Source organism: Actinomadura sp. NTSP31, assembly GCF_041951385.1.
Lineage (GTDB): Bacteria > Actinomycetota > Actinomycetes > Streptosporangiales > Streptosporangiaceae > Spirillospora > Spirillospora napierensis.
On sequence record NZ_JBGNUT010000013.1, the window covers coordinates 1 to 20,010 of the forward strand.

The window sequence follows — 20,010 nt, forward strand, 5'->3', positions numbered from 1 at the left end:
CGCGGATGCGGCGGACGTCGTCGTGGCCGAGGGTGATGGGCGGCAGGGCGCACGCCGAGTCGCCGGAGTGAATGCCGGCCTCCTCGATGTGCTCCATGACGCCGCCGAGGTACAGCTCCTCGCCGTCCGGGCCCTGACCTTCGCTGTGCTTGCGCACGATCTTGGCACGCACGCCGTTGCGGCGCAGGACCTCCGCGGTCCCTTCCGTGGCAAGAATCTCAAAGCCCAGGTCAGCGAGGCGCTTGACCGGGAAGATCATGTGCCGCTTGTCCCGGTTCGCGACCGACACGAACGCGCGGCCCTTGGTGGGCAGCGACCCGTAGGCGGCCTGCTGCGACTTGGCGAACGCGGTGCCGAACACCTCGTCGATGCCCATGACCTCGCCGGTGGAGCGCATCTCGGGGCCGAGGACGGTGTCGACGCCCTGCCCCCGCTCGTTGCGGAACCGGTCGAAGGGCAGCACGGCCTCCTTCACCGCGATCGGCGCGTCCAGCGGCAGGGTGCCGCCGTCGCCGGTCGCGGGCAGCAGGCCCTCGGCGCGCAGCTCGGCGATCCGCGCGCCCATCATCACGCGGGCGGCGGCCTTGGCGAGCTGCACCGCCGTCGCCTTGGACACGAACGGGACGGTCCGGGACGCGCGCGGGTTGGCCTCCAGGACGTACAGGACGCCCGCCGCCAGCGCGTACTGGACGTTCATCAGCCCGCGCACCCCGACGCCCTTGGCGAGCGCCTCGGTGGCCTCGCGGATGCGGCGGACGTCGTCGTGGCCGAGGGTGATGGGCGGCAGGGCGCACGCCGAGTCGCCGGAGTGAATGCCGGCCTCCTCGATGTGCTCCATGACGCCGCCGAGGTACAGCTCCTCGCCGTCGTAGAGGGCGTCGACGTCGATCTCGATCGCCTCGTCCAGGAACCGGTCGACGAGCACGGGGTGCTCCGGGCTCGCCTCGGTCGCGCGCGCCATGTACGACTCCAGCGTGGTGTCGTCGTACACGATCTCCATGCCGCGTCCGCCGAGCACGTAGGAGGGCCGCACGAGGACCGGGTAGCCGATCTCGGCGGCGATCTCCAGGGCCTCCTCGTAGGAGGTGGCGGTGCCGTGCTTGGGGGCGAGCAGCCCGGCGCGGTGCAGGACGCGCCCGAACGCGCCGCGCTCCTCGGCCAGGTGGATGCTCTCCGGGGACGTCCCGACGATCGGCACGCCGGCGTTCTTCAGCTTCTGCGCCAGGCCGAGCGGGGTCTGCCCGCCGAGCTGGACGATGACGCCCGCGACCTCGCCGGACTGCTGCTCGGCGTAGACCACCTCGAGGACGTCCTCCAGGGTGAGCGGCTCGAAGTACAGCCGGTCGGAGGTGTCGTAGTCGGTGGAGACGGTCTCGGGGTTGCAGTTGACCATCACCGTCTCGTAGCCGGCCTCGGCCAGCGCGAACGAGGCGTGGACGCACGAGTAGTCGAACTCGACGCCCTGGCCGATGCGGTTGGGGCCGCTGCCGAGGATGAGCACCTTGGGCTTCGCGCCCGGCGGGACCTCGGTCTCCTCGTCGTAGGCGGAGTACAGGTACGGGGTCTGCGCGGCGAACTCGGCGGCGCAGGTGTCGACGGTCAGGTAGACGGGGCGGACGCCGAGCGCGTGCCGCAGTTCCCGGACGACCTCCTCCGACAGGCCCCGCAGCTCGCCGATCTGCGCGTCGGAGAAGCCGTGCCGCTTGGCGCGCAGGATCTTGTCCCGGGTGAGCGCGTCGTCGGCGGTGCGGATCTCCTCGGCGGTCTCGTTGATCGCGGAGATCTGGTCGAGGAACCACGGGTCGATCCGGGTCGCCTCGTAGGCCTCCTGGAGGCTCGCCCCGGCGGCCAGCGCGAGCTGGACCTCCCGCAGCCGGCCCTCGTGCGGCCGCTTGGCGGACTCCAGCAGCGCGGCGGGGTCGGCGTCGGCGAGCCCGGCCCAGCTGAACGAGGAGCCCTTCTGCTCCAGCGACCGCAGCGCCTTCTGCAGCGCCTCGGTGAAGCAGCGGCCGATCGCCATCGCCTCGCCGACCGACTTCATGTGGGTGGTGAGGGTCGGGTCGGCGCCGGGGAACTTCTCGAACGCGAACCGCGGCACCTTCACCACGACGTAGTCGAGGGTCGGCTCGAACGACGCGGGGGTCTCGCGGGTGATGTCGTTGGGGATCTCGTCGAGGGTGTAGCCGATGGCCAGCTTCGCGGCGATCTTGGCGATCGGGAAGCCGGTGGCCTTGGAGGCCAGCGCCGACGAGCGCGACACCCGCGGGTTCATCTCGATGACGATCATCCGGCCGGTGCCGGGGTGCACCGCGAACTGGATGTTGCAGCCGCCGGTGTCGACCCCGACCTCGCGGATCACCGCGATCGCGACGTCGCGCATGTTCTGGTACTCGCGGTCGGTCAGCGTCATCGCGGGCGCGACGGTGATCGAGTCGCCGGTGTGCACGCCCATCGGGTCCAGGTTCTCGATGGAGCACACGATGACCACGTTGTCGGCGCGGTCCCGCATGACCTCCAGCTCGTACTCCTTCCAGCCGAGGATCGACTCCTCCAGGAGGACCTCGCTGGTCGGGGACGCGTCGAGGCCGGCGCCGGCGATGCGGCGCAGCTCGTCCTCGTCGTGGGCGAAGCCGGAGCCGCGGCCGCCCATCGTGAACGACGGCCGGACGACGAGCGGGTAGCCGAGCTCGCCGGCGGCGGCGAGCACCTCGTCCATGGTGTGGCAGATCACCGACTTGGCGGACTCGGCGTTCAGGCCCTGCTCGCGCGCGACCTTGGCGACGATCTCCTTGAACTTCTCACGGTTCTCGCCGGCCTGGATCGCGTCCACGTCGGCGCCGATCAGCTCGACCCCGTACTTGGCGAGGACGCCGCTCTCGAAGAGCGCGATGGCGGTGTTGAGGGCCGTCTGGCCGCCGAGGGTCGGCAGCAGCGCGTCCGGCCGCTCCTTGGCGATGATCTTCTCGACGACCTCGGGGGTGATCGGCTCGACGTAGGTGGCGTCGGCGAACTCCGGGTCGGTCATGATCGTGGCGGGGTTGCTGTTGACCAGCGTCACCCGCAGGCCCTCGGCCTTCAGCACCCGGCACGCCTGGGTGCCGGAGTAGTCGAACTCGCAGGCCTGCCCGATGACGATCGGCCCCGAGCCGATCACCAGGACGGACTTCAGGTCTTCGCGGCGCGGCATTACCTCGACCCCTCCATCAGCTCGCAGAAACGGTCGAAGAGCCCGGACGCGTCGTGCGGGCCCGCCGCGGCCTCCGGGTGGTACTGGACGGAGAACGCCGGGCGGTCCAGGAGCCGCAGCCCCTCGACGCAGCCGTCGTTCAGGTTCACGTGGCTGACCTCGGCGCGCCCGTAGCGGGTGTCGAACGGGCCGTCGGTGGGGGCGTCCACGGCGAACCCGTGGTTGTGCGCCGACACGTCGACCTTGCCGGTCGTGCGGTCCTGGACGGGCTGGTTGATGCCCCGGTGCCCGAACCGCAGCTTGTAGGTGCCGAGGCCGAGCGCGCGGCCGAAGATCTGGTTGCCGAAGCAGATGCCGAAGAACGGCTTGCCGGCGTCCAGGACGCCGCGCAGCGCGTCCACGGCGTAGTCGGCGGCGGCGGGGTCGCCGGGGCCGTTGGAGAAGAACACCCCGTCCGGGTCCAGCGCGAGGATGTCCTCGGCGGTGCTGCCCGCGGGCAGCACGTGCACCTCGCAGCCGCGCTCGGACATCCGGTACGGCGTCATCGACTTGATGCCGAGGTCCACGGCGGCGACGGTGTAGCGCTTCTCGCCCTGCGCCTCGACGACGTAGGGCTCGGCGGCCGAGACGTCCCGGGCGAGGTCGGCGCCCTCCATCGACGGGCTCTGCCGGACGCGCTCCACCAGCGCGTCCGCGCCGGGGGCGAGGGCGTCCGGGCCGCTGAAGATCGCGGCGCGCATCGCGCCCCTGTCGCGCAGGTGCCGCGTCAGCGCGCGGGTGCCGGGGATCGCGATGCCCACGATCCCCTGGTCGCGCAGCGCCGACCCGAGCGACCCGGTCGCGCGCCAGTTGGACGCCACGCGCGCAGGCTCGCGCACCACGTACCCGGCGACCTGGATCCGCCGGGACTCCGGGTCCTCGGCGTTGACGCCGGTGTTGCCGATGTGGGGGGACGTCATGGCGACGATCTGGCGGGCGTAGGAGGGGTCGGTGAGCGTCTCCTGGTAGCCGGTCATGCCGGTGTTGAAGACCATCTCGCCGAAGGTCTCCCCCGCGGCGCCGTAGGCGGTCCCGTGGAAGACCCTGCCGTCTTCCAGAACGAGCAGAGCAGGGGTCACTGAAGCTTCCCTTCCAGGACGGTCGGCCTGCCGCGCAGGAACGTCGCGACGACCCGGCCGGGCAGCTCCAGCCCCGCGAAGGGGGTGTTGCGGCTCTTGGAGGTCATCGCCGACGGGTCCACGGCGCGGCGCGGCGACGGGTCGTACAGCGTGATGTTGGCGGGCGAACCTGCCTCCAGCGGACGACCCTGTCCGGTAAGGCGGCCGATGCGGGCGGGGCGGTACGACATCCGGTCGGCGACGCCGGCCCAGTCCAGCAGGCCGGTCTCGACCATCGCCTCCTGGACGACCGGCAGCGCCGTCTCCAGGCCGATCATGCCCATCGCGGCGACCGCCCACTCGGTCTCCTTGGCCTCGACCGGGTGCGGGGCGTGGTCGGTGGCGACGCAGTCGATGGTGCCGTCGGCGAGCGCGTGCCGCAGCGCGGTGACGTCGTCGGCGGTGCGCAGCGGCGGGTTGACCTTGAAGATCGGGTCGTAGGTGCCGGCCTTGGCGTCGTTGAGCAGCAGGTGGTGCGGGGTGACCTCGGCGGTCACCGGGCAGCCCTTGCTCTTCGCCCACCGGATGATCTCCACCGAGCCGGCGGTGGAGACGTGGCAGACGTGCAGCCGCGACCCGACGTGCTGGGCGAGCAGCACGTCCCGGGCGATGATCGCCTCCTCGGCGACCGCGGGCCAGCCGCGCAGGCCGAGCGCCGCCGACATCTCGCCCTCGTTCAGCTGCGCGCCCTCGGTGAGCCGGGGTTCCTGGGCGTGCTGGGCGACGACGCCGTCGAACGCCTTCACGTACTCCAGCGCCCGGCGCATGATCACCGCGTCGGACACGCAGTGCCCGTCGTCGGAGAACACCCGGACCTCGGCGGCGGAGTCGGCCATGGCGCCGAGCTCGGCGAGCTTCTCGCCGGCGATCCCGCGCGTCACCGCCCCGACGGGCTGGACGTCGCAGTAGCCGGCCTCGCGGCCGAGCCGCCACACCTGCTCGACCACGCCGGCGGTGTCGGCGACCGGGTCGGTGTTGGCCATCGCGTGGACGGCCGTGTAGCCGCCCATCGCCGCCGCCTTCGTGCCGGACTCGACGGTCTCGGCGTCCTCGCGGCCAGGCTCGCGCAGGTGGGTGTGCAGGTCGACCAGGCCGGGCAGCGCGACGAGCCCCGCGGCCTCGACGATCTGCGCGCCGGCGGCGGACAGGCCCGTCCCGACCTCGGCGATGACGCCGTCGCGGACCAGGAGGTCGGCCGGCTCACCGCCGAGGATCCGGGCGCCCTTGATGATGTGCGTGCTCACGGGGAGACCTCCTGGCCGATCGCGGGCTCGGAGCCTCCGAGCAGCAGGTACAGGACCGCCATGCGGGCGCTGACGCCGTTGGCGACCTGCTCGACGATCGTGGAACGGACGGAGTCGGCGACCTCCGCGGCGATCTCGACGCCGCGGTTCATCGGGCCGGGGTGCATGACGATCGCGTGGTCGGGCAGCGCCGCCATGCGCTCGGTGTCCAGGCCGTAGCGGCGGCTGTACTCGCGGACGGTCGGGAAGTACGCGGCGTTCATCCGCTCCTGCTGGACGCGCAGCATCATGATGACGTCGCTCTTGGGGAGCACGCCGTCCAGGTCGTAGGAGACCGAGCAGGGCCAGGTGTCGATCGCGACCGGCAGCAGCGTCGGCGGCGCGACCACGGTGACGTCGGCGCCGAGGGTGTTGAGCAGCAGCACGTTGGATCGTGCCACCCGGCTGTGCAGGACGTCGCCGACGATCGTGACGCGGCGGCCCTCCAGGTCGCCGAGCCGCTTGCGCATCGTGAACGCGTCCAGCAGCGCCTGCGTCGGGTGCTCGTGCGTGCCGTCGCCGGCGTTGACGACGCTGCCCTGCACCCAGCCGGCCAGCCGGTGCGGCGCGCCGGACGCGCTGTGCCGGATGACGACGCCGTCGGCGCCCATCGCCTCCAGGGTGAGCGCGGTGTCCTTCAGGCTCTCGCCCTTGGACACGCTGGACCCCTTCGCGGAGAAGTTGATCACGTCGGCGGACAGCCGCTTGGCGGCCGCCTCGAACGAGATCCGGGTCCGGGTGGAGTCCTCGAAGAACAGGTTGACGACCGTCCGGCCGCGCAGCGTCGGCAGCTTCTTCACGGCGCGGCTCGCGATCTGGGCGAGCTCCTCGGCCGTGTCCAGCACCAGCAGCGCGTCGTCGCGGGTCAGGTCGGCCGCCGAGATCAGATGGCGTTTCACTTGGCTCCCTCCGCGGTCGCGGCCGGGCCCTGCGCGGGCGCGGGCGACCCGGCCGCGGGCCCGAGCAGGACGGCGTCGCGGCCGTCGTTCTCGGCTAGCAGGACCTTCACGTTCTCGCGCATCGAGGTGGGCAGGTTCTTGCCCACGTAGTCCGCGCGGATGGGCAGCTCGCGGTGCCCGCGGTCGACCAGGACGGCGAGCTGGACGGCGCGCGGCCGCCCGAGGTCGTTGAGCGCGTCGAGCGCGGCGCGGACCGTCCGGCCGGAGAACAGCACGTCGTCGACCAGCACGACGACGCGGTCGTCGATCCCGTCGGACGGCAGCTCGGTGCGGCCGAGCGCGCGGGCGGGGCGCATGCGCAGGTCGTCGCGGTACATGGTGACGTCGAGGGATCCCCACGGCACCGGCCGGCCCTCGACGTCGTGCAGCAGCCCGGCGAGCCGCTCGGCGAGCGTCACGCCGCGCGTCTGGATGCCGAGGAGCAGGACGTCGTGCCCGCCCTTGGTGCGTTCGAGGATCTCGTGTGCGATCCGGGTCAGCGCGCGCCTGATGTCGGGACCCTCGAGAACGGCCTTGGGCCGGGGATCTCCGTCCGCGCGCGCCCCCGCAGGCCGAACCGGCCTGGAGGCAGCATTCACCGCCGAAACCTCCTTTCCCGCCTCACGGGACGGGTCTTAAAGGACGCCTTGTCCCGAACACGGTAGCAGCCGGGCGCGGCTGCCCCGCACCCGGGCCGTCGGCGTCTTGCCTGGTGAGACGGGGTGAGAGGGGTCACATTCGGGCCGCCGGCGGGGCCCGCCGGGGGCCCGCGCGACGGCCCGGAGCCCGTCCTGGCGGGCCTTCCGGGGGGCGGGAGTGCCCGGATCGAGACCTGCGGATTCGACCGCTTTTTTCCAATCAGCTTGACCTAGGGCCCTCCCCGTTTTACCGTCACTGTCCGTAACCATCCCTGGAGACAGGGTCTTGAGGCCCAATGGCGTCGGGAATCTGTCTCCCCCCGGCATCCCGCCGGGGTCCAACGACGACGAAAGTGAGCCTGGGGGGCCGCAGAATGCCGTCTGAATACGCAAAGGCTCTCGGCGCGCGCCTGCGCGCCATCCGCACCCAGCAGGGGCTGTCGCTGCACGGTGTGGAGGAGAAGTCCCGCGGCCGCTGGAAGGCCGTCGTCGTGGGTTCGTACGAGCGGGGCGACCGCGCCGTCACCGTTCAGAAGCTGGCCGAGCTCGCCGATTTCTATGGCGTGCCGGTTTCCGAGTTGCTGCCCGGCGGAGCCGCGCCGAGCCCGCTCGGGCCTACGCCCAAGCTCGTCATCGACCTTGAGCGGCTGCAGCAGCTTCCGAAGGACAAGGCCGGTCCTCTCGCCCGCTACGCCGCGACGATCCAGAGCCAGCGGGGCGACTACAACGGAAAGGTCCTGTCCATCCGCCAGGAAGACCTGCGTTCCCTGGCGGTCATCTATGACAAGTCCCCGACCGAGCTGACCGAGGAGCTCATCACCTGGGGCGTGCTCGACCCGGAGGCGCGCCGCGCCGTCGAGTCGTTCTGACCCGGCGAGATCGCCGGGGGCGCGAGGGGCCCGTCCCCTCGAAGAGCACAGCCCCCACCGCATGACCGAGACGGGGCCCGGCCACCCACCGGGCCCCGTTCCGTGCGCGCCCGCAGTTCCCCGTGCCCGCCGGCCCTTCCGCATCGGGCCGCCGGCGGCGAACTCGATAGCGATTCCTCCCGCAATCCACCGGCGGCACGGAATTTCCAGGAAAAGCCTCGCCGCCCCTCCCGCACTCGCGGGTTCCCGCGGCCCACGCGGCGCACCGATCACTCTGCGTCCAACCTCCCGCGTCATGCCACGGGAGCGGTGCGGCGCTCCTCGCCCGCGAGGGAAGCGCTCCCACGCGCGCGCCCCCGCCGCGGGACGAGCAACGCGAGCGGAAGCACTGCGGCCATGACGGCGGAGCTGACCGCGAACCCGGCGGTGAAGCCGCGCTCACCGGGCAGACCGGCCACGATCACGGCGCTCACCTGAGTGCCGAGGGACGCCCCGACCGTGCGGAGGAGGGTGTTGATGCCCGTGGCGACGCCCGTCTCCCCCGCCGGGACCGCCGCGACGACGAGGTTCGCGACGGCGGCGTAGGCGAAGCCGAGGCCGATGCCGCGGCCGAGACCGCCGACGTAGAGCTGCCACATGGCCGCGTGCTGGACGGTCACGAACGCGTAGCCGGCGGCGGTCAGCACCGCGCCGCCGAGCAGCACCATCCGGGAGCCGACGCGGCGGTCGAGGAGCCCGGCGGCCAGGCCCGCCGCCGTCATCCCGATGCTGGCGGGCAGCTGGAGCAGGGCCGCCTGCGTGGCCGTCCCGCCGAAGCCGTAGCCGGTGCCCGCCGGCAGCTGGACGAGGAGCGGGAACAGCAGCCCGCCCGCCATCAGGGCGTACCCGGACAGCAGCGACGCGGCGTTCGCCGTCCACACCCCGCGCACCCGCATCAGGCGCAGGTCGACCAGCGGCTCGGCGACGCGGGCCTCGACCCGCAGCCACGCCGCGGCCAGCACCGCCGCGAGGGCGAGCAGGCCGAGCACGCCCGGGGACGCCCAGCCCCAGTCCATCCCCTCGGTGAGCGCGGTCAGCGCGGCCACCAGCCAGCCGGCGAACAGCGCGGCCCCCCACCAGTCGACCCGGGCCGCGTCGCGCGGCGGGGACGCGGGAACGATCCACCAGGCGAGCAGGAGGCCCGGCAGGAGCCCGGCCACCGGCACCCACAGCAGCCAGCGCCAGCCCAGCAGGTCGATGACCGGCCCGGCGATGCACCACGAGATCGCACCGCCGAGGCCCAGCATCGACGACATCAGGCCGACCGCCGACGCCGTCCGGGCGGGCGGGAAGACGTCCCGGATGATGGTGTAGGCGAGCGGGAAGACGCCGCCGCCGATCCCGCCGAGCATCCGCCCGGCCAGCATCAGCGGCAGCGACCCGGCCGCCGCCGCGACGACCATCCCGACGGTGGCGGTCACCAGCACGGCCAGCAGCACGCGGCGCGGCCCGTACAGGTCGCCGAGCCGGCCGATCACCGGGGTGGACACCGCGGCCGACAGCGTCATCGCGGTGATCGCCCAGGCGGCGCCGGCGGCCGAGGTGTGCAGGCCCTGCTGGATCAGCGCGAGCGCGGGCGTCACGACGGCCATGGACAGCGAGTACGCCATCATGCCGAGGAACGCCAGCAGCGGCACCAGCCCCCGTCCGCCCCGCGCCGTCACCGCGTCCTCCCTTACTTCGCCGCCCTAACGATCTCATGGACGGACGAAGCAGGGACAAAGCGGGTTATTTCACAATCCCCGTCACCCGGGCTCGCCGACGACGCGGCGGGCCCGCAGGGACCGCACCTCCTCGTCCGGGACGCCCAGGACCTCGCGGAGGACCTCGTCGGTGTGCGCGCCGAGGAGCGGCGCGGGCGCCGGGGCCGGCACCTCCTCGCCCAGCCGCAGCGGGGACGCGGGGGCGAGATGGCGGCCGATGCCCGGCTCGTCCAGCTCGCCCATGAGCGGCTCGTCGTGCAGACCCGCCGCGACCTCGGCGAAGTCGCGGTACCGGGAGCACAGCACCGAGGTGCCCTTCAGCCCGTCCGCGGCCTCCGCGCAGGTGCGGGACGCGAACCAGGGGGCGAGGACGCCGCCGAGCGCGTCCCGGTAGGCGTACCGGTCGCCGGCGGTCCGGAAGTCGGCGCCGAGGGCCCGCTCCAGCGCCTCGGCGACCTCGGTGAGCCCGGTGGCGGCGACCAGGTCGCGCCAGTGCCGCGCGGACAGGACCGCGACCATGACCCGCCCGTCCCTGGTGGCGAAGTCGCGCCCGAAGTCACCGAACAACTGGTTGCCGAGCCGCGGCCGCACCTGCCCGAGCTGCGCCTCTGCCAGCATCCCGAGGTTGCCGGCCGTGGCGAGCGCGACGTCGGACAGTGCGACCCGCAGCCGGGTCCCCGCGCCGGTCCGCAGCCGGTGCCGCTCGGCGGCCAGCAGCCCGACGGCGAGGTAGAGACCGCACGCCACGTCCCAGGCCGGCAGCACGTGGTTGGACGGCTCCGCGCTCCCGGCCGGCCCGGTGATCGACGGGAAGCCCGCCTCGGCGTTGACCGTGTAGTCCACGCCGTTGCCGCCGTCCCGCGTGCCGAGCAGCTGCACGTGGATCAGGTCGGGCCGCACCTCCCGCAGCGCCTCGTACGTGAGCCCGTCGCGCGGCGGCGCGTTCGTCAGCACCGCACCGGCCTCCGCCGCCAGCCGCGCGACGAGCGCGCGCCCCTCGGCCGACCGCAGGTCGGCGGTCAGCGACCGCTTGCCCTTGTTCAGCCCGGCCCAGTACAGGCTGCGTCCGGACGGGGCGAGCGGCCACCGGTCGATGTCGGGGCCGCCGCCGATCTGGTCGACCCGGATCACGTCCGCGCCGAGCTGGGCGAGGGTCATCCCGCCGAGCGGGGAGGCGACGAAACTGGACAGCTCGATTACCCGCAGCCCCGCCAGCGGCGGCGCACCGTCATTCTGCATTCCACCGAGTATGCAAGTCCCCGCACCGCCCCCACGGCCCGCCCGCCTCCGAGCGACCGCGGGAGCCGCGCCGGTGCCGGTCGGCTCGGGGGGTTGCGACCAGCACCGGCGCGGCCGTCAAGGAGGCTTCAGCCCTCTCCCCGACCAGGCGGCGACCCGACCCATCGCGATCGCGAGCGAAGCCGGATTCAAGCGAAGCGAGAATCCGATCGCGCAGCGAGCCCCCAGGGCGAGTCGAAGCGATGCAGCGATCGCCCGCAGTGCCCGCCGAAGGAAGGCGCCCCGGCGCCTGACGCCAAGGGCACTGCAATCAAGGCAGAGTGGGTTGGCTGGGCACGCCGAGGGTGTCCTCGACGAGGGTGACGAAGACCTCGGCGTCGTGGAGGAGTTCCTCCGCTTCGCGCGGGGTGACGGCGCGCGGGAGGCCGGCCTCGGCGGCGGCGCGCTTGTCGGCGCCGGCGGCGAAGAACGCGGCCCACTCGCGCAGTGCGGGCTCGGCTTCGGGCAGCAGTACCCAGACGCTGCGCGGGCGTCCGCGGCGGTGGGTCTCCAGGGGTTCCTTGGACGCCAGCACCGCGGCGGCGGCGCGCAGCGCGGCCAGGTGGGCGCAGACGTAGCGGACGGCCGGCGAGGTCGCCTCGGCGGCCTCGGCGAGGCCCATGCGGGCGGCGTGCAGCTGGCCGACCGCCGTGTGGGTCGGCCGCGGCGCCGGCAGCGGCCGGTGGCGCGGGGCCGGTGCGGGCTGGGCGGCGGAGTGGACTCCGCGCGCCGCCGTGGTTGCGGACATGACTGCCTCCTTCCGGGGCTCGGGCCGGCCGGGCGGAGAGCTTCCCCTCACTCCGCCCGGCCGTCCGTCCCGCCGGCCACCGCTGCACCGGTCGGGGACGTCGCCCTGGCGCGGGCCGCGAGTCCCGCGCCACATCGAACATAAGTTCGACGCATTCACAGTAAAGCGTCCTGCCGCCGATTCGTCAACGTGTTCGAACGGGTGTCGCCTGACCTGCGTTCCGGGGCATACGCGCAGGAAAACGGCGGGTCGCGGGGGCCCGCCGCACCATAGGGTGCTGGCATGCATCCGAATGTCGAACGGGTCGCCGCGGCGCTGCGCGAGCACGGCGCCGCGGGAGAGATCATCGAGCTGCCGGACTCGGCCCGCACCGCCCAGGCGGCGGCGGACCAGCTCGGCTGCGAGGTCGGCGCGATCGCCAACAGCCTGGTGTTCGACGCCGACGGCGCGCCCCTGCTGGTGATGACGAGCGGCGCGCACCGGGTGGACACCGGCAAGGTCGCGCTGCTGGTGGGCGCGGAGAAGGTGCGGCGGGCGTCGCCCGAGTTCGTCCGGGAGGCGACCGGGCAGACGATCGGGGGCGTCGCGCCGGTCGGGCATCCGGCGCCGATCCGCACGCTCGTGGACGTCTGGCTGGACAAGTACGACGAGGTGTGGGCCGCCGGCGGGCTCGCGCACACCGTCTTCCCCACGGGCTACGACGAACTGTTGAAGATCACCGGGGGCACCCCGGCCGAAGTGAGCTGAAGGGGCCCACATGGAGATCTGGCACAACCCGCGCTGCTCGAAGAGCCGCGCCGCCAAGGCCGCGCTGGACGAGGCGGGCGTGGAGTACACCGAGCGCCGCTACCTGGACGAGCCGCCCACGGCGGACGAGCTGGACGCGGTCCTCAAGCGGATCGGCGCGGAGCCGTGGGAGGTGGCGCGGCTGAGCGAGCCGGTCGCCAAGGAGCTGGGGCTGAAGGACCTCGAACACGACCGCGCCCGGTGGATCGAGGTCATGGTGGCGAACCCGGTGCTGATCCAGCGGCCGATCGTGCTGACCGGTGACGAGGCCGTGGTGGCGCGGGATCCCGAATCGGTCCGGAAGGCCCTCGACAGCCGCTGATGCCGGTGTGATTCTGGGGATCGGAACGCTGCGGCGTTCCACGCCGACGATGGGTGACGTCCGGGAGGGGCGATGACCGCGCAGATGCGCACCGGCCCGGCCGCGCGCGACCCGGAGTTCCGGGGCATCGACCCGCCCGCGCTCGACCAGGTGATCCGGCAGCTGCGCGACGCGCAGGCGGCGATCTCGGGCTGGCTGAACGGGCACCGCCCGCCGGCCGGGGTGTCGCAGGCCGGGTACCGGCAGGCCGACCAGGTGGCGCACTGGGCCTCCGGGCAGCTCGGGATGCTGACGCGGCGGTACAACTTCGCGGTCACCCACCCCGACCCGGGCGGCGGGGTCGACGCGCCTCCCGCGCCGAAGCCCGCGCCGTCGCCGCCCCGGACGGGGAGCCCCGCCCCGGGCGGGACGCCGCATCCGGTGCGCCCGCCCCGCCGGACGTCCCCGGTGCGCAAGGTCGCGCCGACGCCGCGGGGCGCGGGCGACCTCGGCGGCTACCCGGACCGTCCGGCCGCGCAGAAGGCGGCCAGGGCGGACGCGCTGGCCGTCGCCGCCGCCGTGCAGGACGGCAAGGCCGTCCCGGACGCGGTGTGGAAGCGGCTGAAGGCCGACGCCGGCGACCCCGACTACACCGAGGCGCTGTACGGGCGGCTCGGCCCCGCGGGCGCCGCGGACCTGGTCAGGGCGGCGCACGGCGACGAGGCGCGGCTGAAGGTGATCGAGGAGTCGCTCGGCACCTCCAGCCACCACCTGGTGATGGACGTGACGTGGCTGCGCGCCTTCCTCGCCGAGGCCGACCGCGCCGGGGTGCGTCCGGCGGCCGTCCAGGTCGTCACCGAGGCCGCGATGAGCGGCAGGACCCGCGAGGCCATCGCCAAGCTGCACCTGGACCCCGTGATGCACACGCAGGGCGCACCGGGCCCGAACAGCACACCGAACCACGCGAGCACGCCCAGCCACGAGAGCACACCGAGCAACGTCGCCTGATGTGAGGTCGCCATGGCCGCTCCGCCGCCTCCGGGGAGCCTGCCCCCGCCGTACACGGCCGCCGGGGCCGCCGAGCTGTCGCCGACGGAGCGGCCGAACCCCGAGTACGAGCGGCTGTACCACGCCTACGCCGACGCCTACGGCAGCATCGACCAGGTCAGGCGGGCCCTGGACGCGCCGGCGCGGACGCTCGGCTCGACCGACGCGTGGCTGGGCCCGGAGGCGCGCGAGTGGGGCGCGCAGCTCGATTCCCAGCGCGGGACGCTGAAGAAGGCGGCCGACCGGATCCTGTGGGACATCTACGACCGGCTGTCGTCCACGCAGCGCACCACCCCGCGGGTCTAGTCTCTTCCGGGTGAGGGACCCGAAGCTGCGCGAGATCGACGAACGCGCCTTCCTACGCCGACTCGGCCCCATGCTCGATGTGTACAGGGCCGCCATGGAGCCGCCGGAGGAGCAGTTGCCGGGCCGGCACACGATCATGGAGCGGCACGCGGCGTACCCGTCGTTCCGCGCGTTCGTCGCGGAGCGGCGCGGCGCGCTGCCCGGCCTGCCCGGACCGGTCCACGGGTTCGCCTACGGGTTCAGCGGGGCGCGCGGGCAGTGGTGGCACGACGTGGTGTACCAGGCGCTCATCGACGTCGGCGGCGACGCGCACGCCGAGTCGTGGATGGACGACTCGTTCGAGGTGGCGGAGCTGCACGTGCACCCGCAGGCGCAGGGCAGGGGGCTCGGGCGGGCGCTGCTGACGGCGCTGTGCGAGGGGCGGCCGGAGCGCACGGTCGTGCTGTCGACGCTGGACCGCCGGCCCGAGACCCCGGCCCGCCACCTGTACCGCTCGGTCGGCATGGTCGATCTGCTGACCGACTTCGAGTTCCCCGGCGGCGGCCCCCGCTACGCGGTCATGGGCGGGACGCTGCCCCTGGCGCCGTACCCGCCGGTCTCCAGCAGCCCGTAGACCTCGCGCGTCGCCGTCGACTGGTTGAAGGTGATGAAGTGGACGCCGGGCGCGTCCTGGTCGAGCAGGTCGCGGCACAGGTCGGCGGCGTGCTCGATGCCGAGCCGCCGCACCGCGTCCGGGTCGTCGGCCACGGCGTCGAAGCGGGCCCTGACCTCGGGCGGGAACGGCGCGCCGGACAGCTGCTCGGAGCGCTCGATGGTGCTGTACTTGGTGACCGGCATGATGCCGGGGATGATCGGCGTATCGCAGCCGGCGGCGGCCACCCGGTCGCGCAGCCGGAAGTAGTCGTCCGCGCGGAAGAACATCTGGGTGATCGCGTAGTCGGCGCCGGCGCGGCACTTGTCCACGAAGAACCGGGTGTCGCTCTCGATGTCGGGCGAGCGCGGGTGCTTGTAGGGGAACGCGGCGACGCCGACGCAGAAGTCGCCGTAGGAGCGGATCATGCGGACGAGCTCGGCGGCGTACTCGACGCCCTCGGGGTGCTTGAGCCATTCCCCCATCGGGTCGCCGGGCGGGTCGCCGCGCAGCGCGAGCACGTTGCGGACGCCGGCGGCGGCGAACCGGCCGATGAGGTTGCGCAGCTCGGCCTGGGAGTGGTTCACGGCGGTGAAGTGCGCGACGGGGGTGAGGGTGGTGTCGGTGGCGATGCGCTCGACGATGTCGACGGTCGTGTCGCGGGTGCCGCCGCCCGCCCCGTAGGTGACCGACACGAACGTCGGGTGCAGGGGCTCCAGCTCGCGGATCGTACGCCACAGGTTCCGCACGCCCTGCTCGGTCTTGGGCGGGGAGAACTCGAAGGAGAAGGAACGCTCGCCCGAGGCGAGCAGCTCTCGGACGGTGGGAGGCCGGACGGGACGTACGGATCGCATCCCCCAAGCCTACAGGCGGGCTCCCCCGGGGTCCGGCGGACGGCCGGGCCGCGGGCGACGGCTCCGTTACGGGTGATCCTGCACACGTCTACACCGACGTAATGCCTCTATTTCCCGTGATCGACTGACATATCCCCGGATAGCTGGCGGGTGGATTCCGTCCGGCTGGATACGATCGCGGGCATGTCGAGGCTGCCTGCGGGAGGACGACCCCCCGCGCCCCCCGGATCGCTCCGCTCGTCCTGGAGCCGCATCCGCAAGGAGGTCGACGAGGCGCTGCTGGCCTTCGTCGACCGCCAGCGCCCCGGCCTGCTGGCCATCAGCGACGACCTCGGGCCGCTGCTGTCGGCCCTGGACGCGCTGCTGGCGGGCGGCAAGCGGCTGCGCCCGGCGTTCTGCTACTGGGGATGGCGCGCGGCCGACGGCGGCACCGACGACCCGGCGATCGTGCACGCGGCGGCGTCCCTGGAGCTGCTGCAGGCGAGCGCGCTGATCCACGACGACGTGATGGACTCCAGCGACACCCGGCGCGGGCAGCCGTCGGTGCACCGCCGGTTCGAGGCGCTGCACCACGCGCAGGGCTGGCCGGGCGCCGCCGTGCCCTTCGGCTCGGGCACCGCGATCCTGCTCGGCGACCTGTGCCTGGCCTGGTCGAGCGAGATGTTCGAGACCTGCGGGCTGGACGAGGAGCGGCGCCGCCGCGGCCGTGCCGTCTACGACCTGATGCGCACCGAGGTCATGTGCGGCCAGTACCTCGACATGCTGGAGGGCACCCGCGGCCGCGCGACCGTGGAGACGGCGCTGCGGGTGGTGGAGTTCAAGAGCGCCAAGTACACGATCGAGCGGCCGCTGCACCTCGGCGCCGCGCTGGCCGGCGCGGACCCGCGGGTCACCGCCGCGCTCACCGGCTACGGCCTGCCGCTCGGCATCGCCTTCCAACTGCGCGACGACGTGCTGGGCGTGTTCGGCGACCCCGCCGAGACCGGCAAGCCGGCCGGCGACGACCTGCGCGAGGGCAAGCGGACCGTGCTGGTCGCGCTCACGCTGGAACGCGCCACCGCGGCGCAGGCGGCCGCGCTGGAGCGCCGCCTCGGCGACCCGGAGCTGGACCTTCCCGGCGTGGACGAGGCGCGCGCGATCATCGAGGAGACCGGCGGCCTGGCGGCCTGCGAGGCGATGATCGACGGCTACCTGGGCGAGGTCGGCCGCGCGCTGGCCGGCGCGCCGATCGCCGAGGAGGCCCGCGACGCGCTCGCCGAGCTCGCGATCGCCGCCACCGCCCGCCGCACCTGACCCCGCCCCGCCCGGTGGCCGCGCCCGTGATCGGGGGCGTCCGGGCCCGTATTGGCAGATGATCCAAAAGTAACGATCCGGCCAAGTGAGGCCGCAGGGGTAGCACCGTTCCACCATTTGGTGGCAGAAATGTCGCCATGTGCGCAGACATCCCCGGGAACCGCGTGCCGCGCATCGCTCCGCTGCCCGCGGCGGAGTGGGACGACACGCTGAAGGCCGCGACCGCGTCGATCGGTCCGCTGAACGTCCTGACCACGCTCGGCCGCCACCCGAAGCTGTTCGGGAGCTGGGTCCGTCTCGGGACGGCGCTGCTCATGAAGGGCCTGCTGGGCGACCGCGACCGGGAGCTGGCCATCATGCGCACGGCGCACCTGCGGGACTGCGCGTACGAGTGGGGGCACCACCGCCGGCTCGCGCTGGCCGCGGGCCTGACGGAGGCCGAGATCGCCGCGCTCCGGCTGCCCGCCGACGACCACGCCTGGAGCGAGGACGACCTGATGGTGCTGACCGCGGCGGACGAGCTGAACGAGCGCAGCACCCTCACCGACGCGACCTGGGCGGCGCTGTCGGCCCGGTTCGGGGAGCCGGAGCTGATCGAGCTCGTGATGCTCATCGGTCACTACCACATGGTCGCCTTCGCGCTGAACGCCCTGCGCGTCCAGGACGAGGAGGAGCACTGATGCAGCCCTTCACAAGGCGGACGAGCACCCGGGCGAGCAGGCGGGCGGGCACGCGGACGGGCCGATGGACGGGCAGGTGGACGCCTGCCGCGGGGGCGCTGGCGTCCGTGCTCGCGCTCGCCGCGCCCGTCTCCGCCGCGTTACCGGCGCAGGCGGCGCCGACCAGGTGCGGCGACCCGGCGCAGCGCCCGTGGTGCGACGCCTCGCTCACCGCCGACCGGCGGACGGCGCTGCTGACGGCGAAGATGACCGACGACGAGAAGATCGCGATGCTCGCGTCGGACGACCCGCTGGGCGGCCCGCTCGGCGGCTTCATCGACACCGCGCACGCCGACACCAACAGCGGCATCGCGCGGCTCGGCATCCCGCCCGTCTACATGGCCGACGGCCCGGCGGGCGTCCGGCAGGGCAGGGCGACCCGGCTGCCCGCGCCGATCTCGCTGGCCGCCGGCTTCGACCCGGAGGCGGCCCGGCTGTACGGCGGGACGGTCGGGTGGGAGGCCAGGCACCGCGGCAACGATCTGATCTTCGGGCCGACCGTGGACGTGCTGCGGGTGCCGCGCAACGGCCGCTCGTTCGAGGGCTTCGGCGAGGACCCGTACCTGTCGTCCGGTCTCGGGGCGGCCTGGATCCGCGGCGCGCAGGCGCAGGGCGTCATGGCGTCGGTCAAGCACATGGCCGTCTACACCCAGGAGACCGACCGGCTGTCGCTGGACATGAAGGTGGACCCGCGCACGCTGCGGGAGGTCTACCTGCCGCCGTTCGAGGCGGCGGTGAAGCAGGGCGGCGCGGCCACCGTGATGTGCGGGTTCGGCAAGCTGAACGGGCGGTGGGCGTGCCAGGACGACGGCGCCCTCAACAAGGTCCTGCGGTCGGAGTGGGGCTTCAAGGGGTTCGTGCCGTCCGACCACACCGCCGTGCAGGACACCGCGGCGGGCGCCAACGGCGGCGTCGACATGGAGCTGCCGATCGGCATGCACTACAACGCGTTCATGCTCAAGCAGGCGGTCGCGCAGAAGACGGTCACGCAGGCGACGATCGACGGGCACGTCCGCAACGTCCTGCGGACGATGTTCGCGTTCGGGGTGTTCGACCGGCCCGCCTACCCCAACGACCTCGGGACGATCGACCGGAGCGCGAGCGAGGCCGCCGCGCGGAAGATCGCGGAGAGCGGCATCACGCTGCTGCGCAACGCCGGCGGGATCCTGCCGCTGAAATCGCCGTCGTCCATCGCGCTGGTCGGGCGGGCCGCGCGGGAGAGCCAGAGCGGCTCGGGCTCGGCGAACGTCGTCCCGTTCAGCGCCGTCAGCGCGCAGGACGGCATCGCCCGCCGCGCGGGCTCCGGGACGAAGGTCACCTACACCGACGGCGGGAACGCCGGTGCCGCCGCCGACGCCGCCCGCAAGGCCGACGTCGCGATCGTGTTCGCCACCGACAGCGAGGGCGAGTTCTTCGACCGGTCCTGCCTGACGCTCACGTGCGGCGACCCGCTGCGCGGCGACCAGGACGCGCTGATCAGCGCGGTCGCCGCGGCCAACCCCAACACGATCGTCGTGCTGGAGACGGGCGGCCCGGTGCTGACGCCGTGGCGGAACCAGGTGAAGGGCATCGTCGAGGCCTGGTATCCCGGCCAGGAGGGCGGGAACGCGCTGGCCCGCGTCCTGTACGGGGACGTCGACCCGGGCGGCCGGCTGCCCGTCACCTTCCCCGCCGCGGAGAACGACGCGCCGACGGCCGCGAACCCGGCGCAGTTCCCCGGCGTGAACAAGACCGTCACGTTCTCCGAGGGCGTCATGGTCGGCTACCGGCACTACGACGCCAAGGGGACCACGCCGGCGTTCCCGTTCGGGCACGGCCTGTCCTACACGGCGTTCGGCTACAGCGGGCTCACCGCATCGTCCACGTCGGTGGAGGTGACGGTGACCAACACCGGCCGGCGGGCGGGGACGGCCGTCCCGCAGCTCTACCTCGGGCTGCCCTCGCCCGGCGTGGACGTCCCGCAGCCGGCCCGGCAGCTGAAGGGCTACGCCAAGGTCGCGCTGGCGCCCGGCGAGAGCAGGCGCGTGGCGTTCCCGCTGACCTCGCGGTCGCTGGCGTACTGGAACGAGGGGGCGAAGGCGTGGAAGGTCGCCGCCGGCTGCTACAAGGTCATGGTCGGCGGATCCGAGCGCGACATCGCCCAAACGGGGAGCTTCGGGACGTGTCCCGCCAAGTAAAGATCGGGGTTCCCCTGCCCCGGTCCGGGGTCACGCGGTAGAAATGAGGGGTTCTT

Annotated in this window: 18 protein-coding genes; 9 read left to right on the forward strand and 9 right to left on the reverse strand. The window is 73.4% G+C overall.

What is annotated here, in order from left to right; translation table 11 throughout:
- The 5 genes from carB to pyrR form a co-directional block, all read right to left on the reverse strand.
- Nucleotides 1-3,187: carbamoyl-phosphate synthase large subunit (carB, locus tag ACA514_RS22230; RefSeq protein ID WP_375043126.1), on the reverse strand; the 3,187-nt coding region annotated here is incomplete at its 3' end.
- Nucleotides 3,187-4,305 (reverse strand): glutamine-hydrolyzing carbamoyl-phosphate synthase small subunit, encoded by a 1,119-nt coding sequence (gene carA / locus ACA514_RS22235; protein ID WP_375043127.1) that lies wholly within the window; start codon nt 4,303-4,305, stop codon nt 3,187-3,189. The genes carA and carB, both read right to left, overlap by 1 nt.
- A complete protein-coding gene (locus ACA514_RS22240) occupies nt 4,302-5,588 on the reverse strand; it encodes a dihydroorotase (RefSeq protein WP_375043128.1) in 1,287 nt (428 codons plus the stop codon). Before ACA514_RS22240 ends, carA begins: the two co-directional genes overlap by 4 nt.
- The gene (locus ACA514_RS22245) at nt 5,585-6,526 is read right to left on the reverse strand and encodes an aspartate carbamoyltransferase catalytic subunit (RefSeq protein WP_344270819.1); all 942 of its coding nucleotides are present in this window, start codon (nt 6,524-6,526) and stop codon (nt 5,585-5,587) included. The genes ACA514_RS22240 and ACA514_RS22245 overlap by 4 nt, the downstream gene beginning before the upstream one ends.
- Complete coding sequence (gene pyrR / locus ACA514_RS22250) at nt 6,523-7,164, reverse strand: bifunctional pyr operon transcriptional regulator/uracil phosphoribosyltransferase PyrR (RefSeq protein ID WP_375043129.1); 642 nt, start codon at nt 7,162-7,164, stop codon at nt 6,523-6,525. The genes ACA514_RS22245 and pyrR overlap by 4 nt, the downstream gene beginning before the upstream one ends.
- 413 nt (nt 7,165-7,577) lie before the next feature.
- Between pyrR and ACA514_RS22255 the strand changes: the two genes are divergently transcribed.
- The gene (locus ACA514_RS22255) at nt 7,578-8,072 is read left to right on the forward strand and encodes a transcriptional regulator (protein ID WP_030145002.1); all 495 of its coding nucleotides are present in this window, start codon (nt 7,578-7,580) and stop codon (nt 8,070-8,072) included.
- A 293-nt stretch (nt 8,073-8,365) separates the two neighbouring features.
- Here the strand turns inward: ACA514_RS22255 and ACA514_RS22260 are convergent, their stop codons facing one another.
- The 3 genes from ACA514_RS22260 to ACA514_RS22270 all read right to left on the reverse strand — a co-directional run bounded on the left by ACA514_RS22260 (nt 8,366) and on the right by ACA514_RS22270 (nt 11,840).
- Nucleotides 8,366-9,775, reverse strand: a complete 1,410-nt coding sequence (locus tag ACA514_RS22260; RefSeq protein WP_375043130.1) for an MFS transporter — start codon at nt 9,773-9,775, stop codon at nt 8,366-8,368.
- Between the two features lie 81 nt (nt 9,776-9,856).
- Nucleotides 9,857-11,053 carry a CoA transferase gene (locus ACA514_RS22265; RefSeq protein WP_375043131.1) on the reverse strand — a complete coding sequence of 399 codons (1,197 nt, stop codon included), beginning with the start codon at nt 11,051-11,053 and terminating at the stop codon, nt 9,857-9,859.
- 310 nt (nt 11,054-11,363) lie between these two features.
- The gene (locus tag ACA514_RS22270; protein ID WP_375043132.1) at nt 11,364-11,840 is read right to left on the reverse strand and encodes an SAV_6107 family HEPN domain-containing protein; all 477 of its coding nucleotides are present in this window, start codon (nt 11,838-11,840) and stop codon (nt 11,364-11,366) included.
- 282 nt (nt 11,841-12,122) lie between these two features.
- On the opposite strand from ACA514_RS22270, the gene ACA514_RS22275 reads away from it, so the two are divergent.
- From ACA514_RS22275 to ACA514_RS22295, 5 genes are all read left to right on the forward strand, one after another.
- Nucleotides 12,123-12,587 carry a YbaK/EbsC family protein gene (locus ACA514_RS22275; protein WP_375043133.1) on the forward strand — a complete coding sequence of 155 codons (465 nt, stop codon included), beginning with the start codon at nt 12,123-12,125 and terminating at the stop codon, nt 12,585-12,587.
- A 10-nt stretch (nt 12,588-12,597) separates the two neighbouring features.
- On the forward strand, nt 12,598-12,948 hold the full coding sequence (locus ACA514_RS22280; RefSeq protein ID WP_375043134.1) for an arsenate reductase family protein: 351 nt from the start codon (nt 12,598-12,600) through the stop codon (nt 12,946-12,948).
- Nucleotides 12,949-13,020: 72 nt separating this feature from the next.
- Nucleotides 13,021-13,935 (forward strand): hypothetical protein, encoded by a 915-nt coding sequence (locus tag ACA514_RS22285; RefSeq protein ID WP_375043135.1) that lies wholly within the window; start codon nt 13,021-13,023, stop codon nt 13,933-13,935.
- Between the two features lie 12 nt (nt 13,936-13,947).
- Nucleotides 13,948-14,280 (forward strand): hypothetical protein, encoded by a 333-nt coding sequence (locus ACA514_RS22290; RefSeq protein WP_375043136.1) that lies wholly within the window; start codon nt 13,948-13,950, stop codon nt 14,278-14,280.
- A gap of 10 nt (nt 14,281-14,290) precedes the next feature.
- Complete coding sequence (locus ACA514_RS22295; RefSeq protein WP_375043137.1) at nt 14,291-14,893, forward strand: GNAT family N-acetyltransferase; 603 nt, start codon at nt 14,291-14,293, stop codon at nt 14,891-14,893.
- On the opposite strand, the gene metF is transcribed toward ACA514_RS22295, so the two are convergent.
- Nucleotides 14,830-15,765: a methylenetetrahydrofolate reductase [NAD(P)H] gene (gene metF / locus ACA514_RS22300; protein WP_375043138.1), complete on the reverse strand. Its 936-nt coding sequence runs from the start codon at nt 15,763-15,765 to the stop codon at nt 14,830-14,832. The two genes, ACA514_RS22295 and metF, sit on opposite strands and share 64 nt — an antisense overlap.
- 183 nt (nt 15,766-15,948) lie before the next feature.
- Between metF and ACA514_RS22305 the strand changes: the two genes are divergently transcribed.
- From ACA514_RS22305 to ACA514_RS22315, 3 genes are all read left to right on the forward strand, one after another.
- Nucleotides 15,949-17,058, forward strand: coding sequence for a polyprenyl synthetase family protein (locus ACA514_RS22305; protein WP_375043139.1), 1,110 nt, complete (start codon nt 15,949-15,951; stop codon nt 17,056-17,058).
- Between the two features lie 137 nt (nt 17,059-17,195).
- A complete protein-coding gene (locus ACA514_RS22310) occupies nt 17,196-17,738 on the forward strand; it encodes a carboxymuconolactone decarboxylase family protein (RefSeq protein ID WP_375043140.1) in 543 nt (180 codons plus the stop codon).
- The gene (locus ACA514_RS22315; protein ID WP_375043141.1) at nt 17,738-19,954 is read left to right on the forward strand and encodes a beta-glucosidase; all 2,217 of its coding nucleotides are present in this window, start codon (nt 17,738-17,740) and stop codon (nt 19,952-19,954) included. Before ACA514_RS22310 ends, ACA514_RS22315 begins: the two co-directional genes overlap by 1 nt.
- The last annotated feature ends 56 nt before the right edge of the window (nt 19,955-20,010 follow it).

Coding starts and splice junctions, on each gene's coding strand:
- metF (WP_375043138.1), bottom strand. CDS start 15,765: ATGCGATCCGTACGTCCCGTCCGGCCTCCCACCGTCCGAGAGCTGCTC.
- ACA514_RS22265 (WP_375043131.1), bottom strand. CDS start 11,053: ATGCAGAATGACGGTGCGCCGCCGCTGGCGGGGCTGCGGGTAATCGAG.
- ACA514_RS22255 (WP_030145002.1), top strand. CDS start 7,578: ATGCCGTCTGAATACGCAAAGGCTCTCGGCGCGCGCCTGCGCGCCATC.
- ACA514_RS22275 (WP_375043133.1), top strand. CDS start 12,123: ATGCATCCGAATGTCGAACGGGTCGCCGCGGCGCTGCGCGAGCACGGC.
- ACA514_RS22315 (WP_375043141.1), top strand. CDS start 17,738: ATGCAGCCCTTCACAAGGCGGACGAGCACCCGGGCGAGCAGGCGGGCG.
- ACA514_RS22280 (WP_375043134.1), top strand. CDS start 12,598: ATGGAGATCTGGCACAACCCGCGCTGCTCGAAGAGCCGCGCCGCCAAG.
- ACA514_RS22285 (WP_375043135.1), top strand. CDS start 13,021: ATGACCGCGCAGATGCGCACCGGCCCGGCCGCGCGCGACCCGGAGTTC.
- ACA514_RS22290 (WP_375043136.1), top strand. CDS start 13,948: ATGGCCGCTCCGCCGCCTCCGGGGAGCCTGCCCCCGCCGTACACGGCC.
- ACA514_RS22310 (WP_375043140.1), top strand. CDS start 17,196: ATGTGCGCAGACATCCCCGGGAACCGCGTGCCGCGCATCGCTCCGCTG.
- ACA514_RS22270 (WP_375043132.1), bottom strand. CDS start 11,840: ATGTCCGCAACCACGGCGGCGCGCGGAGTCCACTCCGCCGCCCAGCCC.
- ACA514_RS22305 (WP_375043139.1), top strand. CDS start 15,949: ATGTCGAGGCTGCCTGCGGGAGGACGACCCCCCGCGCCCCCCGGATCG.